Origin of the sequence: Nocardia sp. NPDC019395 (assembly GCF_040632335.1) — a bacterium.
Taxonomy (GTDB): Bacteria; Actinomycetota; Actinomycetes; order Mycobacteriales; family Mycobacteriaceae; genus Nocardia.
This window is the reverse complement of sequence record NZ_JBEYBT010000001.1, coordinates 1,642,182-1,655,472: the sequence shown is the minus strand read 5'-3', so window position 1 is coordinate 1,655,472 and position 13,291 is coordinate 1,642,182. Positions and strand designations below refer to the sequence as shown.

Annotated in this window: 13 protein-coding genes and 1 pseudogene; 6 read left to right on the top strand and 8 right to left on the bottom strand. The window is 66.3% G+C overall.

Features of this window, described 5'->3' with window-relative positions:
- Positions 1-44: 44 nt before the first annotated feature.
- Complete coding sequence (locus ABZ827_RS06870) at positions 45-1,802, top strand: 2-isopropylmalate synthase (RefSeq protein WP_357233567.1); 1,758 nt, start codon at positions 45-47, stop codon at positions 1,800-1,802.
- A gap of 14 nt (positions 1,803-1,816) precedes the next feature.
- On the opposite strand, the gene ABZ827_RS06865 is transcribed toward ABZ827_RS06870, so the two are convergent.
- From ABZ827_RS06865 to ABZ827_RS06855, 3 genes are all read right to left on the bottom strand, one after another.
- Entirely contained in the window at positions 1,817-2,335 is a 519-nt protein-coding gene (locus ABZ827_RS06865; RefSeq protein WP_357233565.1) for a DinB family protein, read from the bottom strand.
- 59 nt (positions 2,336-2,394) lie between these two features.
- Positions 2,395-2,763 (bottom strand): PaaI family thioesterase, encoded by a 369-nt coding sequence (locus ABZ827_RS06860; RefSeq protein WP_357234571.1) that lies wholly within the window; start codon positions 2,761-2,763, stop codon positions 2,395-2,397.
- Positions 2,764-2,882: 119 nt separating this feature from the next.
- The gene (locus ABZ827_RS06855) at positions 2,883-3,230 is read right to left on the bottom strand and encodes an ArsR family transcriptional regulator (RefSeq protein ID WP_357233563.1); all 348 of its coding nucleotides are present in this window, start codon (positions 3,228-3,230) and stop codon (positions 2,883-2,885) included.
- Here ABZ827_RS06855 and ABZ827_RS06850 point away from each other — a divergent pair.
- The 3 genes from ABZ827_RS06850 (at position 3,127) to ABZ827_RS06840 (ending at position 5,760) form a co-directional block, all read left to right on the top strand.
- Positions 3,127-4,566: an MFS transporter gene (locus tag ABZ827_RS06850; RefSeq protein WP_357233561.1), complete on the top strand. Its 1,440-nt coding sequence runs from the start codon at positions 3,127-3,129 to the stop codon at positions 4,564-4,566. The genes ABZ827_RS06855 and ABZ827_RS06850 overlap by 104 nt on opposite strands.
- A gap of 30 nt (positions 4,567-4,596) precedes the next feature.
- Positions 4,597-5,112, top strand: coding sequence for a hypothetical protein (locus ABZ827_RS06845; RefSeq protein ID WP_357233559.1), 516 nt, complete (start codon positions 4,597-4,599; stop codon positions 5,110-5,112).
- 114 nt (positions 5,113-5,226) lie between these two features.
- Positions 5,227-5,760 carry an NUDIX hydrolase gene (locus tag ABZ827_RS06840; protein WP_357233557.1) on the top strand — a complete coding sequence of 178 codons (534 nt, stop codon included), beginning with the start codon at positions 5,227-5,229 and terminating at the stop codon, positions 5,758-5,760.
- Here the strand turns inward: ABZ827_RS06840 and ABZ827_RS06835 are convergent.
- Complete coding sequence (locus ABZ827_RS06835; RefSeq protein ID WP_357233555.1) at positions 5,747-7,102, bottom strand: hypothetical protein; 1,356 nt, start codon at positions 7,100-7,102, stop codon at positions 5,747-5,749. The genes ABZ827_RS06840 and ABZ827_RS06835 overlap by 14 nt on opposite strands.
- Positions 7,103-7,257: 155 nt before the next feature.
- Between ABZ827_RS06835 and ABZ827_RS06830 the strand changes: the two genes are divergently transcribed.
- Together ABZ827_RS06830 and ABZ827_RS06825 are read left to right on the top strand one after the other, a co-directional pair.
- Positions 7,258-7,545 carry a hypothetical protein gene (locus ABZ827_RS06830; RefSeq protein ID WP_357233553.1) on the top strand — a complete coding sequence of 96 codons (288 nt, stop codon included), beginning with the start codon at positions 7,258-7,260 and terminating at the stop codon, positions 7,543-7,545.
- Complete coding sequence (locus ABZ827_RS06825; protein ID WP_357233551.1) at positions 7,542-7,844, top strand: hypothetical protein; 303 nt, start codon at positions 7,542-7,544, stop codon at positions 7,842-7,844. The genes ABZ827_RS06830 and ABZ827_RS06825 overlap by 4 nt, the downstream gene beginning before the upstream one ends.
- Before the next feature lie 187 nt (positions 7,845-8,031).
- Here ABZ827_RS06825 and ABZ827_RS06820 read toward each other — a convergent pair whose 3' ends face one another.
- The 4 genes and pseudogenes from ABZ827_RS06820 to cysD form a co-directional block, all read right to left on the bottom strand.
- Positions 8,032-9,828: an acyl-CoA dehydrogenase gene (locus tag ABZ827_RS06820; RefSeq protein ID WP_357233550.1), complete on the bottom strand. Its 1,797-nt coding sequence runs from the start codon at positions 9,826-9,828 to the stop codon at positions 8,032-8,034.
- A gap of 171 nt (positions 9,829-9,999) precedes the next feature.
- Positions 10,000-10,452: pseudogene (locus tag ABZ827_RS06815) on the bottom strand (short-chain dehydrogenase); the annotation flags it as partial.
- 55 nt (positions 10,453-10,507) lie between these two features.
- The gene (gene cysC, locus ABZ827_RS06810; protein ID WP_357233548.1) at positions 10,508-12,346 is read right to left on the bottom strand and encodes an adenylyl-sulfate kinase; all 1,839 of its coding nucleotides are present in this window, start codon (positions 12,344-12,346) and stop codon (positions 10,508-10,510) included.
- Positions 12,346-13,278 (bottom strand): sulfate adenylyltransferase subunit CysD, encoded by a 933-nt coding sequence (gene cysD, locus ABZ827_RS06805; RefSeq protein ID WP_357233546.1) that lies wholly within the window; start codon positions 13,276-13,278, stop codon positions 12,346-12,348. The genes cysC and cysD overlap by 1 nt, the downstream gene beginning before the upstream one ends.
- Between the last annotated feature and the right edge of the window lie 13 nt (positions 13,279-13,291).

Here is a 13,291-nt window from a genome sequence, read left to right as displayed (position 1 = left end):
TTCCACGACGGCCGAACGGACAGGAAGGCTCGGGGCGTATCCCCATGACCACGCAGACCCACCCCACCATCGACACGCCCGCCGGCGCGATCCCCGCCGACGCGCCGAACTGGTACCGGCAGCGGCATTCACAGCTGCTCTCCTCCCGGTACCGCGATATCTACGACCGCGTACAGATCCCCGGCCAGGAACGGCACTGGCCCGGCGCCCGTATCCGGCACGCCCCGCTGTGGGTCCCGGTGGACCTGCGCGACGGCAACCAGGCCCTGGCAGAGCCCATGGACCCCGACCGTAAACGCCGGTTCTTCACCCTGCTGGTCGCCATGGGGTACAAGGAGATCGAGATCGGCTACCCGTCGGCCTCGCAGGCAGATTTCGATTTCGTCCGAGTGCTGGCCGATACCGGGATCGCGCCGCCGGACGTGACTTTGGTCGTTTTCACCCCCGCCCGCCGCGACCTGATCGCGCGGACTGTCGAATCGGTGCGCGGACTGGACAACGAGGTGGTCATCCACCTGTACACCGCGACCGCACCCGTCTGGCGGGAAACCGTACTGGGCAAGGATTCCGACGCGGTACGCGAACTGATCCTGGACGGTGCGCGTGATGTCCTCGAACTCGCTGGAGATCTGCCGCGGGTACGGTTCCAGTTCTCCCCGGAGGTTTTCAACCAGACCGAACCCGGATACGTCCTCGATATCTGCGATAGCGTCACCGAGCTGTGGCAGGCGAGCCCGCAACGGCCGGTGACCCTGAATCTGCCGGCCACGGTCGAGATCGCGACGCCCAATGTCTACGCCGACCAGATCGAATACATGCACCGCAACCTGGCCCGCCGCGACAGCGTCATCCTGTCGGTGCACCCGCACAACGACCGCGGAACCGGTGTGGCCTGTGCCGAACTGGCGGTGCTGGCCGGCGCGCAGCGCGTGGAGGGTTGTGTTTTCGGCAACGGTGAACGCACCGGCAATGTCGATATCGCCACCCTGGCATTGAACCTGCACGCCCAGGGCGTCGATCCGATGATCGATTTCTCCGATATCGACGAGATCCGGCGCACCGTCGAATACTGCACCCGCCTGCCGATCCATCCGAGGCATCCGTATGTAGGGGACCTGGTGCACACCGCGTTCTCCGGGACCCACCAGGACGCCATCAAGAAGGGCTTCGCCGAGCACCGGGCCCGCGCCGCGCGGACCGGCCGCGACGAACGGGAGATCGAATGGCGGGTGCCGTACCTGCCCATCGACCCGGCCGATATCGGCCGCGGCTACGACGCGGTGGTCCGGGTGAATTCACAATCGGGCAAAGGCGGGATCGCCTACCTGCTCGATACCGAACACGGCCTGGACCTGCCACGCCGATTGCAGATCGATTTCGCCCGGCAGGTACAGCAACATACGGACGGTTCGGGCGCCGAGGTGACTGCCGCCGAACTGAGCGCGCTATTCGACGCGGCGTATATCGACACCCCGGAACCGCCGGATGTGCAGTTGAAGGATATGCGGGTGACCGGACCGGAGGCAGAACCGGTCGTCACGGTGGGGTTGGTCGTCGACGACCGATCCCACACCAGTACCCATCAGGGCACCGATCCGGTCGCCGCCGTGGTGGCCGCATTCGGGCAGGCCGGACGCGAGATCGAAGTGCTGAGCCTGACCGGGCACACCGTCGCCGACCACGCGATCGCCTATCTGGAGTACCGCCGTAACAGCCGGACCGGATGGTCGTGTGCGCGGGCCGATTCGGTGAGTTCGGCGGGCGTGGCCGCAGTGGTGCGCGCGGTCGCGGTCCCGGCATAGCTCCCGCGCCGGGTTCAGTCTCCGGTCCGGCCGTCGATCTGTTCGCGCAGCAGATCGGCATGCCCGTTGTGCCGGGCGTACTCCTCGATGAGATGCAGGTACACCCAACGGAGACTGAACTCGAGGCCGGCCGGGTGGTGGCAGAGGTGGTCGAGCGGCAGTTCGGCCACCGCCGCATCCGCCAGCCGTGTCTCACGGTGGTACACAGCGAAATCAGCCGCGGGATCGGCCGCGTCGATATCGTCGAAATCGCCGTTCGGGTTGGTGGCGGCGCAGTAGAGATACGCGAGCCGTTGCCCGGCCGCGGCGTTCCGGAACCAGCCGCGTTCGACCTCCGACATATGCCGCACCAAACCGTGCAGCGAGAGCCCCGAGGGCGGAACTCCACGGTGTTTCAAATGCGCCGGGTCGAGATCGGCGCATTTGCCCAACAGGGTCCGCCGGTGGAAGTCCAGCCAGGACTGCAGCATCGGCCGTTCCGGGCCGGTGCGTACCGGGTCGGTCCGGTCGATATCGGGTGCGATCCAGGTCATTCCACTGAACATAGCTGTTGCCGGCAAGCAGGTTGTCGAGGCGCCGCGCGCGTGGCCGGTCAGTCGCCGCGTAGGACGGCTTGTGTCTGGGTGATGAGCGCAACGAGTTTCTGGTTGTTGTCGCGGATTTCGGTCTGCACAACGATGGTTCGACCGCCGACATGAACTGGCCGCCCTGTCGCGGTCACCTGTCCGGATCTCACACCGCGGAAGAAGTTGGTCTTCGATTCGATCGTCGAGGTGGCGGCGCCAGGCGGCAGGTTCAGGTAGGCACACGCGCCGCCGACGCTGTCGGCCAGCGCCATCAACACGCCGCCGTGCAGGATCCCACCGGCTGTGCAGCGCTGCTCTGCCCAGTCCAGAATCCCGACCACGTGTTCCGTGGTGGCCTCGGTAAGCCGGATTCCCACGGACTCGGCGAACGGCATGAGCTTCAGCAGTGTCGACGCGGCCTGCTCAGCCTCCGGGCTACCAGGAAGACTGCTGGATGTGGCGTTGGGGCCCGCTTCTTGCGTCATCGGCGACAATCCTTTCGACCCTGTCTCGGCTACGCCCAACCGGCGATGATGTCGCGGCCTTGCGGGATGACGAGATCGAGGAGCCCGGGGAAGCGAGTATCGAGGTCAGTGCGCCGAAGCCGATTCAGTCGCCTGGTTCCTTCGTCTCGCTGGTAGATCACCCCTGCCTCACGCAGCGTCTTGAAATGCCCACTTTGGGTGGATTTGCTGACGGGCAGTGCGAATGTCGCGCAGGCCAATTCGCCCTCGGGTTCGACCTCGGCGAGCCGCGCAATGATCGCCAATCGGACCGGGTCGCTCAGCGCTGCCATCACTGTCGTGAACTCCAGTTCGCCGGCGGCTGGGTGCACGAGCTTGGTTGCGGTCCTACTCGCCATACGCTCCACCGTATCGAATATGTTCGAGATATGTGAACATCTGTTATGTTCGGAAACCATGAACATGAGGCAAGATGGCAGGACAGACCACGGCGGCACTCAGGATGCTGCTGAGCCTCCCGGCTCAGCAGCGTTGTATGTCCGCACCCCGCGGGCCGGTGAAGCGAGCCGCCGGCGGTTCTGGACGACGGCGTATGCGCTGCTGATATTGCTGACCGGAACCAACCTGCCGACACCGCTGTACCGCAGCTACGAAACGAAGTTCGGGTTCTCGCCGTTCGTCGTCACGCTGATCTTTGCCGTCTACGTCGCGGTCCTCATCCCATCCCTGCTGGTGGCCGGCCCGCTCTCCGACGCGATCGGGCGACGCCGGGTTCTGCTACCAGCCCTTGCGCTGGCCGCCTTGGGATCACTGGGGTTCGCGCTCGCCACCGACACTGGCTGGTTGTTCGCCGCCCGGATCTTGCAGGGCCTCTCCGTCGGCGCGGCATCCGGGGCATTGACGGCGGCGCTCAGCGAACTCGAACCCACCGGCAACCGCCGCAAGGCCGCGTTGGTCACCACGGTGGCCTCGGTCGGCGGCCTGGGCCTGGGGCCGGTCCTGGCCGGACTCATCGCCGAGTACGCGCCAGCCCCTGACGTGCTGCCGTTCGTCGTAGAGATCGCGCTCCTCATCCCCGCGGCCGTCACGGTGACGCGGATGCCCTCGACGCAGCAGGTGACACGGTGGCGTCCTCGCCGACCTCGGGTTCCTGCCGTGATGCGAACAGTGTTCATGACCAGCGGGACCGCAAACTTCCTCGCCTTCGCGGTCATCGGTCTGTTCCTGTCCCTCATCCCGGCCTACGTCGCGACGCTGACGGGCAGCACGAACCTGCTCCTCGGCGGCGGCACCGCAGCACTCATGCTGGCCGGCTCCGTCGCCGTCCAACTCATCACCTACGGACAACCACCACGCCGCCTACAACTCGCCGGACTGCCGATCCTGGCGGTGGGGCTGGGTCTCCTTGTGCTGGTAGGGAACACACCGTCGCTTGCACTTCTGCTGGCAGCCACCGTCCTCGCCGGGGTCGGGCACGGGCTGGTGTTCCTCGGCGGCCTCACCACGGTGAACAACAACGCCCCCTCCTCCAGGCACGCCGAGGTGCTCTCCAGCTTCTACGTCATCGTCTACACCGGCGTCGGACTGCCCGTGCTCGGAGTCGGCATCCTCGCCACCGCCCTCGACCTCACCACAGCCATGACCTGGTTCGCCGGAACCGTCGCCGTCTTGTGCCTGCTCGTGCTCACCGCACTCTCGCGCGCCAACCGGGATACCGCAGTGCTCAGCAAATAGCCCGTCTCACCCCTCACCCGGGAAGGAACTATGGATACCACCGAATTCGAGGCTGCCTACCACGGCCTACTGAGGCTTGCCGAGTCGATTCCGGACACGGCAAGTTACTCGGTGCCAGCACGTGACGACATCGACTGGACGTTGAGTCACATCGCGCTGAGCGATCCACTCCTCACCGACGCGGCCCGCGGCATTCGCAACGGACACCCCGCGGTGGTCGACAATCAGGACGCGATGGACCAGGGCGCGATCGCCGGACTCATCGCTTCGACCACGTATCAACAGCGTGTTGCGCTGGTCCGCGACCACGCCCAGGAGCTTCGCGAGGCACTGAGTGCGATCCCCGACCAGGTGGCCGATATCCCGGTGTTGCTACGTCTCTTCAACCGCGCCGGCGAGCCCCTTCCCGAGCAACACATGCCCTGGCGGGACCTGATCGCACTCCGCGCCACCATCCACATCCCCGGCCACACAGCCCGGATCAAGACATACGCATCAGCGGAAGACGACAGGACGCGCAATGCAGACGGCCCGCGCGATGCATAAGAACGGGCCCGATCAGCCGCGGTGGCGGGTTGCGCTCGACTTCACCGACGCAGCTGGTCGCCGCCGAATATCTGAACTCCCGGTTTGCACCCGATTCCACTACCGTCGTCGGGTGTGAGCGATACCCAATGGATGGTCCTCGGTGAGCGCCTGGTGGACGAGAACCGGCACATTCGGTTGTCGACAGCCGACATTCGGCTTCCTGACGGGGCTGAGTTCACGCAGTACGTCGCCCGGATGCCGCGGTGCGCTATGACGCTGGTACTCAATGACGACCGTGAGGTACTGCTGATGTACCGGCACCGATGGATCATCGATCAGTGGGTGTGGGAGCTGCCCGGCGGATACGTCGACCACGCCGAAGATGTCGCCACCGCGGCAGCTCGTGAGGTCGAGGAGGAGACAGGCTGGCGCCCGCGCACAATGCGGCACCTCGTAACCTATCAGCCCGCGATCGGCACCCTCGACCATCCGCAGGATATCTACCTTGCCCGCGGCGCCGATCTCACCGACACCCGACCCGACGTCAACGAGGCCGAGACGATCCGGTGGGTCCCGCTCGAAGAAGCGTTCCAGATGATCGATCGGGGCGAGATCGTCGGCGCAGCGACCATCGTCGGTGTGTATCGGGCCCTCACACTGTCCTAGCCGCTGCGACCCGCTCGCGGAACCCCGCTACCGTCGGGATCGCGCTGTACGGGACCAGCCGGGCTCGCACATCGCGCAGATATGCATGCGTCCGGCGGGACTCCACGGCGCTCGACAATTCGAGCGCTTGCATACCGATCCGGACTGCCTCGTGGGGATCCTCGGAGGCGAGGCTCGACGCGAGCAGGCACAGGTTGAAGACTTTTCCGCGCTGATACCCATCGCTCATATCGAGCGATTGCCGCGCCAGCGTTGCGGCACGCTCGTTGTCGCCGAGGTCGCGGAAGCATTGACTGGTCTTTGCCGCCATGTACGCCGAGTCGAGGTAGTTCAGCCACGTGGGACGGTTCGAACCCTCGCGGTCGAATGCGCCTTCGGCCGCGTTCAGTGAACGCGCGCAGGAACGAGCATCGGCGCGGGCGGCGTGCCCGTGGGCTTCCACCATGTGGCATCCGGCTTCCAGCGCAGGCAACCTCGCCGAGCGGGCCGCGATCTGTGCCGCCCGCGCGAGATCTACAGCATCACCGGGCCGACCGACGTAGGTCGCCTGGTGACTCATCGCTGCAAGGATCTCGGAGCCCAGCGCCGAATCCCCAGCGGCGCGGGCCATCCGGAGTGCCTGGATCAAGTACCGCTGTGCGAGTCCGTGTTCCTCGAGATCGTAAGCTGCCCAGCCGGCCAGTTTCGTCAGCTCGGCGGTCACCGCGAAGAGGCGACGGCCGACTTCCTCGGTGTAGCTGCTACGCAGCAGCGGGGCGACCGATGTGTGTAGGTAGTGCACCACCGTGGAGCGGACCTTGCCTCCTCCCACCTGATTGTCCAGGTCACGAAAAGCAGTGTTCATGGTCCGCAGAGCGTCGATATCAGCCACCCCGACACGGCGGAGGCCAGTCGAGGAGATCGGGTGCTCGTTACCCGGCAAGGTCAGCCAGCGCATGCTCGCGACCGGGTAGACCGCGACCGCGTATGCCGCGCCCTCCAGAAAACGGCGACGCTCCACATCGCTCCTCCATAACGCAGTAACGGAGGCTGTGGCCTCCGTGAGGCTCAACGAGAATTCCAGTCCCAGGTCCGCTGATTCACCGGCGGGCATACCGCAATCGGACGGCGTGATGCGGCGCCCACACAGCTCGGTGAGCACGTCTGCGATCAAGTTCGGTCCGGGCGGTGTCGGTCGCTCGCCGGCCAGCCATCGGCCTACTGATGTGTGGTCGTAGCGCAGGTGGACGCCGATCGACCGGCCCCGCTCGACAACTCGACGCGCCAACCCTTTTCGGCTCACGTGAGTCTCGTTGAGCAGCTCCGCCAACTGGTGGTTCGGCTGTTTCGGGTGACGTCCCATATGCGGAGTGTGGCATGGCAATTGCTCCGATGACGACGATCAGGCCTTTCTGCACACCCCAGCTGCACACACCTGTCCGGAGCGCAGGTCTTATGCGCAGAAGCGGTACGCGATGAGCTGGGACGGACCACTGACCTCAACCCGAGGTGACCCACATGTCCAAATCTGAGCTCGCTCAGTCTCTCACCGTCCGCGAGATGCACGTACTGCGCGCGCTTCTCCCTGGCTCACAGCTCACCGTCGAGCAGATCGCTCGTGCAACTTGTCTGAGTAAACACACCGTGCGCCGCGCGGTCTGCATCCTCGACAGTGCTGGCCTGCTGGTCGACGGCGTCGGCCTTCGTCGCACCGCGTGGCAGGTGACACCGCTTGCCCTCAGTTGGTCGGCGACACCACAAGGCCGCGTCATACTCGATGTCCAGACCGACAGCGCGACATCATGAGCGCCTCGATCGCATTCTGCTGGATCGATTACGACGTGAGCACTGCGCCGGAATGGGACCGTGCGCAGGTGCGGCGGCTGGCCGATCGGCTCGGCTACCGGGTGGTGTGGCCGGATGAGCGCTCGGTGCTGCCGGTCGCCGATCAGGCGCGCAGCGCCGGAGCGGACATGGTGATCCTGCCCGCCCCTGACCACCTCGGCCCGTTGGAGCTGAATCGGGTGATGAACGTCGCCGACGTGGAAACGGTGATCCCCCGGTTGTCCTTCGCGCGTTGGTATGCGGCCGGGGTCGCGCGATGATCGCATTCGGCCTGGCTGTTGCTGCCGGACTACCACTGGGAGTTCTGCTCTGGGCAGTGCTGTGGCCGCAGGGTGATCGATCCGAGAACGGATCGGACGAAGGTCCCGGGCACTGATGACGTTCTCGGAAGTTCGTCCGGTAACCGGGCGGCGTCAGGGTTGGGACGGCATCGGTGAATGCGCGACGTCAGAACCAGTTCTCCGCCATATCGAGGGTGGTGGTGTCCAGGTCGGAGAGGAGGTCCAATTGTGGTCCGGTGCGGGGGAGTTCGTGACGGAAGAAGTAGCGGGCCGCGTGGCGTTTGCCGTCGTAGAAATCGCCGGTGCGGCCGTGGGCGGCGATCGTTTGCTCCAGCCAGATCCAGGCCACGACGTGGTGGCCGAAAGCCTCCAGGTAGACCGAACTGTTGGCCAGGGCGACCTCGATATCGCCGGCCGCGAACAGGCTGCCGGTGACCGCGACCAGGCGGGTCCAGGATTTCTCCAGCCGGTCGGCCAGATCGGCGGGGACACCGCCGAGGTCCTGTGCGGTGGCCAGGGTGGTCCGGATCCGGTCGTCCAGTTCGCGCAGGCTCGCGCCCGACTGCTGGGTGACCTTGCGGCCCAGCAGGTCCAGGCCCTGGATACCGTGAGTGCCTTCGTGGATCGGGTTCAGGCGGTTGTCCCGGTAGTGCTGTTCGACGTTGTATTCGCGGGTGTAGCCGTAGCCGCCGAGTACCTGGATGGCGAGATCGTTGGCGGTCAGGCACCACTGCGAGGGCCAGCTCTTGGCGATCGGTGTGAGAATATCCAGCAGTAGGGTGAGTGCGCGGCGTTCGTCCGCGGTTTCGGCGGTGTGCTGTTCGTCGATGAGGCGGGCGCAGTACAGCACCAGCGCCAGGCCGCCCTCGGCATAGCTCTTCTGCGCGAGCAGCATGCGTTTGACGTCGGCGTGCTCGATGATCGGCCGCTGTGGGGAGGCCGGGTCGGCGGCGCCCTTTGTGCGGCCCTGTGGGCGGGTGCGGGCGTAGTCGAGTGATTCGAGGTAGCCGGTGTACCCGAGGGCGGCGGCGACCAGTCCGACACCGCTGCGGGCTTCGTTCATCATGTGGAACATGTATTTGAGGCCCTGGTGCGGTTCGCCGACGAGATAGCCGATCGCACCCGCGGACCCCTGCGGTGTCCAGCGGCCCTCACCGAAATTGAGGACCGTGTTGACTGTGCCGCGGAAACCCATCTTGTGGTTGATACCGGCCAGCGCCACATCGTTGCGCTCGCCCAGCGATCCGTCTTTCTGGACCAGGAAACGCGGAACCACGAACAGCGAGATCCCTTTGGTGCCCGCTGGGCCGCCCGGGATTTTCGCCAGCACCAGATGCACGATGTTCTCGCCGAGTTCGTGATCGCCGCCGGAGATCCACATCTTGGTGCCGAAGATCCGGTAGGTGCCGTCGTCGTGGGGTTCGGCGCGGGTCACGATATCGGCGAGCGAGGAGCCGGCCTGGGGTTCGGACAGGCACATGGTGCCGAAATACCGGCCTTCGAGCATCGGCGGGACGAAACGCCGAACCAGATCCTCGCCGGCGTGCGCGATCAGCAGATTGGCGTTGCCGATGGTGAGCAGCGGGTAGGCGCTGGTGCCGGGATTGGCGGCGTGGAACCAGGCGAATGCCGCCTGCGCGACGGCCGCCGGGAGCTGCGCGCCGCCCAGTTCCGCGTCCATGGTCGCCCCGACCATGCCCGCCTCGGCGAACGCGGTCAATGCCGCGCGGACCTCCGGGATGATGGTGACCGTATCGCCGTCGAAGGTGGGTTCGTGGGTGTCGTTGAGCTTGTTATGGGTGGCGAAGTACTTGGTGGCCAGCTGTTCGCTCAGATCGAACACCGCGTCGAAGGTGTCGCGTGAATGGTCGGAGAAGCGTGGCCGCTCGGTCAGGTCCTCGACGTCGAGCCATTCGTAGAGCAGGAACTCGAGGTCGCGCCGGGACAGCAGAGTAGACCGCATAACCACCCTTTCGGTACAAATTTCCATCAGAGTATCAAATACCGGCAGTGATGACGGCCCAGGATCCGGGCAGCTTCCGCGCCGCCGTATGGGTTCGAGACTAGTGATTGCGTCCGTGATCGGTGGCCGGATTCCTATGCGGCGGGGCTACCGGTTGCGGGCGGGCCGGGATCAGTTCACCGAGTAGGTGACGCCGGTCAGTTCCTCGGAGACCTGCCACAGTGTCCGTTGCAGGTCGGCATTGTGGGACTGCTTGCTGGAGGAGACGAGCTCGGGTAGCCCCCGGATCCCGCCCGGCCCGCTGGGACCGTAATACTGCGCGCCGAGCACGTGGGGATCGGTCGCGGCCCGCAGCGTCGGAAGTGCGCCCATCGATGCGGGTTGGGACAACACTCGCATGGCCGGTATCCGTACTACTGCCGGCAGATGGCGGCCCAGCTCGGTGTTCGCCCCGCCCGGGTGGGCCGCGACAGCGAGCGTGTCCTGACCGGCGGCGCTCAGGCGGCGCTGTAGCTCGTAGGTGAACAGCAGATTCGCCAGCTTTGACTGGCCGTAGGCGCCGACACGGCTGTAGCCGTTGTCCCAGTTCAGGTCGTCGAAAGCTACTCGACTGTACGGAACGCGGGTGCTGTTGCCGGGACGGCGCAACGGAGGCGATCCGGAGTGCCTGCGCCGGACGTCAGGCGCTGTCCTCCCGCGCCAGTAGCGCCAGGATCGTGGCGGCCATCGCGGCCGGATCGCCGTCCTGCGGACGTAGCACCAGCGCCGGCGCGTGGGGCGCCTCGTAGGGGTCATCTATCCCGGTGAAACCGCGAACCTCTCCGGCGCGGGCCTTCGCGTAGAGACCCTTGGGGTCGCGGGCCTCGCATATCTCCAGTGGCGTGTCCACGAAGACCTCGACGAACGGAATCCCGGCGCCGTCGTGGGTGGCGCGGGCACGGTCGCGGTCGGCCCGGTAGGGGCTGATGAGCGAGACGATGGCGATCGTCCCGGATTCGGCGAACAGCCGGGCCACCTCACCGACCCGGCGGATGTTCTCGGTGCGATCGGCCGCGCTGAAACCCAGATCGGCATTGAGGCCGTGGCGCAGATTATCGCCGTCGAGCAGGAACGCCGGCCGCCCGGCGGCCACCAGGCGGCGTTCGAGCTCTACCGCCACGGAGGATTTACCGGACCCCGACAGCCCGGTGAGCCAGACGGTCAGCCCACGGGTCGGGCGCTCGGCGCGTTCGACCGCGCTGGCATGCCAGACCACGCGGGACGACGGCAGGCTGGGCCCGGTGATCATGCCGGCGCCGACGGTATCTCCGGTGACGTCGTCGATCAGCAGGAAACTGCCGGTGGTGCGGTTGCGTCGATAGGGGTCGAATTGCAGCGGCTGCCGGGTCCGCAACTGCACCCGGCCGATCTCGTTGAGTGACAGTGCGGTCGCGTTCTCGTCCCGGTGCAGCGTGTTCACGTCGAGGCGATAGTCCAGCGTGCGGATCTGCGCGGGCACGCTGCGGGTGGTGTGGCGGACGGTGTAGGACGCTCCCGGGCGCATCCGGTCCTCGTCGCTGAACCAGCACACCATCGCGTCCAGGTCCCGGCTGACCTGCGGCCGGTTGGCGGGGCGGCAGAGCATATCGCCGCGGCCGATATCGAGCTGGTCGGCGAGCCCGACGGTGACGGCCTGCGGCGGGAAGGCGTGGTCGAGCGGTACCCCGCCGGGCCCCCAGATGCCGGTGACCGTGGTGGTGAGACCCGAGGGCAGTACGGTGATCTCGTCGCCGGGGGACCAGACACCGCTGGCCACGGTGCCCGCGTACCCGCGGAAATCCGGAGTGTGACTGCGGATCACGTACTGCACCGGCAGCCGGGCGTCGATGAGATTACGGTCCGAGGCGATATGCACCTCTTCGAGATGGTGCAGCAGCGGGGTGCCCTCGTACCAGTCCATGGTGGCGCTACGGTGCACGATATTGTCGCCGTGCAGTGCCGACATCGGAATGAAGGTCAGGTCCGCGATCTGCAACCGGGACGCGAAAGCGGCGAATTCGTCGCGGATCTCGGCGAACCGCTGCGCGGAGTAGCCCACCAGATCCATCTTGTTGACGCACAGCACCAGGTGCGGGACCCCCAGCAGTGACGCCAGGAACGCGTGCCGCCGGGTCTGCTCGACCACCCCGTGCCGGGCGTCGACCAGGATGAGCGCGAGATCCGCGGTCGAGGCGCCGGTGACCATGTTCCGGGTGTACTGCACGTGTCCCGGGGTGTCGGCGATGATGAATTTGCGCCGGGGCGTAGCGAAGTAGCGATGGGCGACATCGATGGTGATGCCCTGCTCGCGTTCCGCGCGCAAGCCGTCGGTGAGCAGGGCGAGATTGGGATAGTCCTCGCCGCGGTCGCGGCTGGTGCGTTCCACCGCGTCGAGCTGATCGGTGAACAGCGTTTTGGAATCGAAGAGGAGCCGTCCGATCAGCGTGGACTTACCGTCGTCGACGCTGCCCGCGGTGGCCAGGCGCAGCAGGGTGCTCATCAGAAGTAGCCCTCTCGTTTACGGTCTTCCATCCCGGCCTCGGAGATCCGGTCGTCGGCGCGGGTGGCGCCGCGTTCGGTGACCCGCGCGGTCGCCACTTCCTCGACGACGTCGGCCGGGGTGGCGGCGGTGGATTCCACACAGCCGGTGCAGGTGGCATCACCCACGGTGCGGAACCGGACCAGCGCCTCCTGCGGTTCCTCACCGTCGAGCAAGGTCAGGAACCTGGTGTGCGCCAGCAGCATTCCGTCGCGCTGGACCACCGGGCGGCGATGGGCGTAGTACAGCGACGGCAGCTCGATGCCCTCGCTCGCGATATAGGTCCAGATATCGAGCTCGGTCCAGTTGGACAGCGGGAAGACCCGGATATGTTCGCCGGGACGGTGTTTGCCGTTGTAGAGATTCCACAGTTCGGGGCGTTGCCGGCGTGGGTCCCACTGGCCGTATTCGTCGCGGAAACTGAACACGCGTTCTTTGGCGCGGGCTTTCTCCTCGTCGCGGCGCGCACCGCCGAAGACCGCGTCGAACCGGCCCTCACGCAGGGTGCGCAGCAGGGTCGCGGTCTGCAGCCGGTTGCGGCCGGCGCGCGGCCCGGTCTCCTCGGTGACCCGGCCGGCATCGATATCGTCCTGCACCCGGCCGACGAGCAGGCGGACGCCGGATTTCGCGACCACCGCGTCGCGGTAGGCGATGACCTCGTCGAAGTTGTGGCCTGTATCGATATGCAGGATCGGGAACGGCACCGGGGCCGGCCAGAACGCCTTGGTGGCCAGATGCAGCATCACGACGGAATCCTTGCCGCCGGAGAACAGCAGGACGGGGCGCTCGAAGGTCGCGGCCACCTCTCGGAGGATATGGACGGATTCGGCCTCGAGTGCCGCCTGATGCGAGAGCTCGTAGGTACTCGCCGCCGACTTCGTGTGCTGGCTCACGCTTAAAAACTAG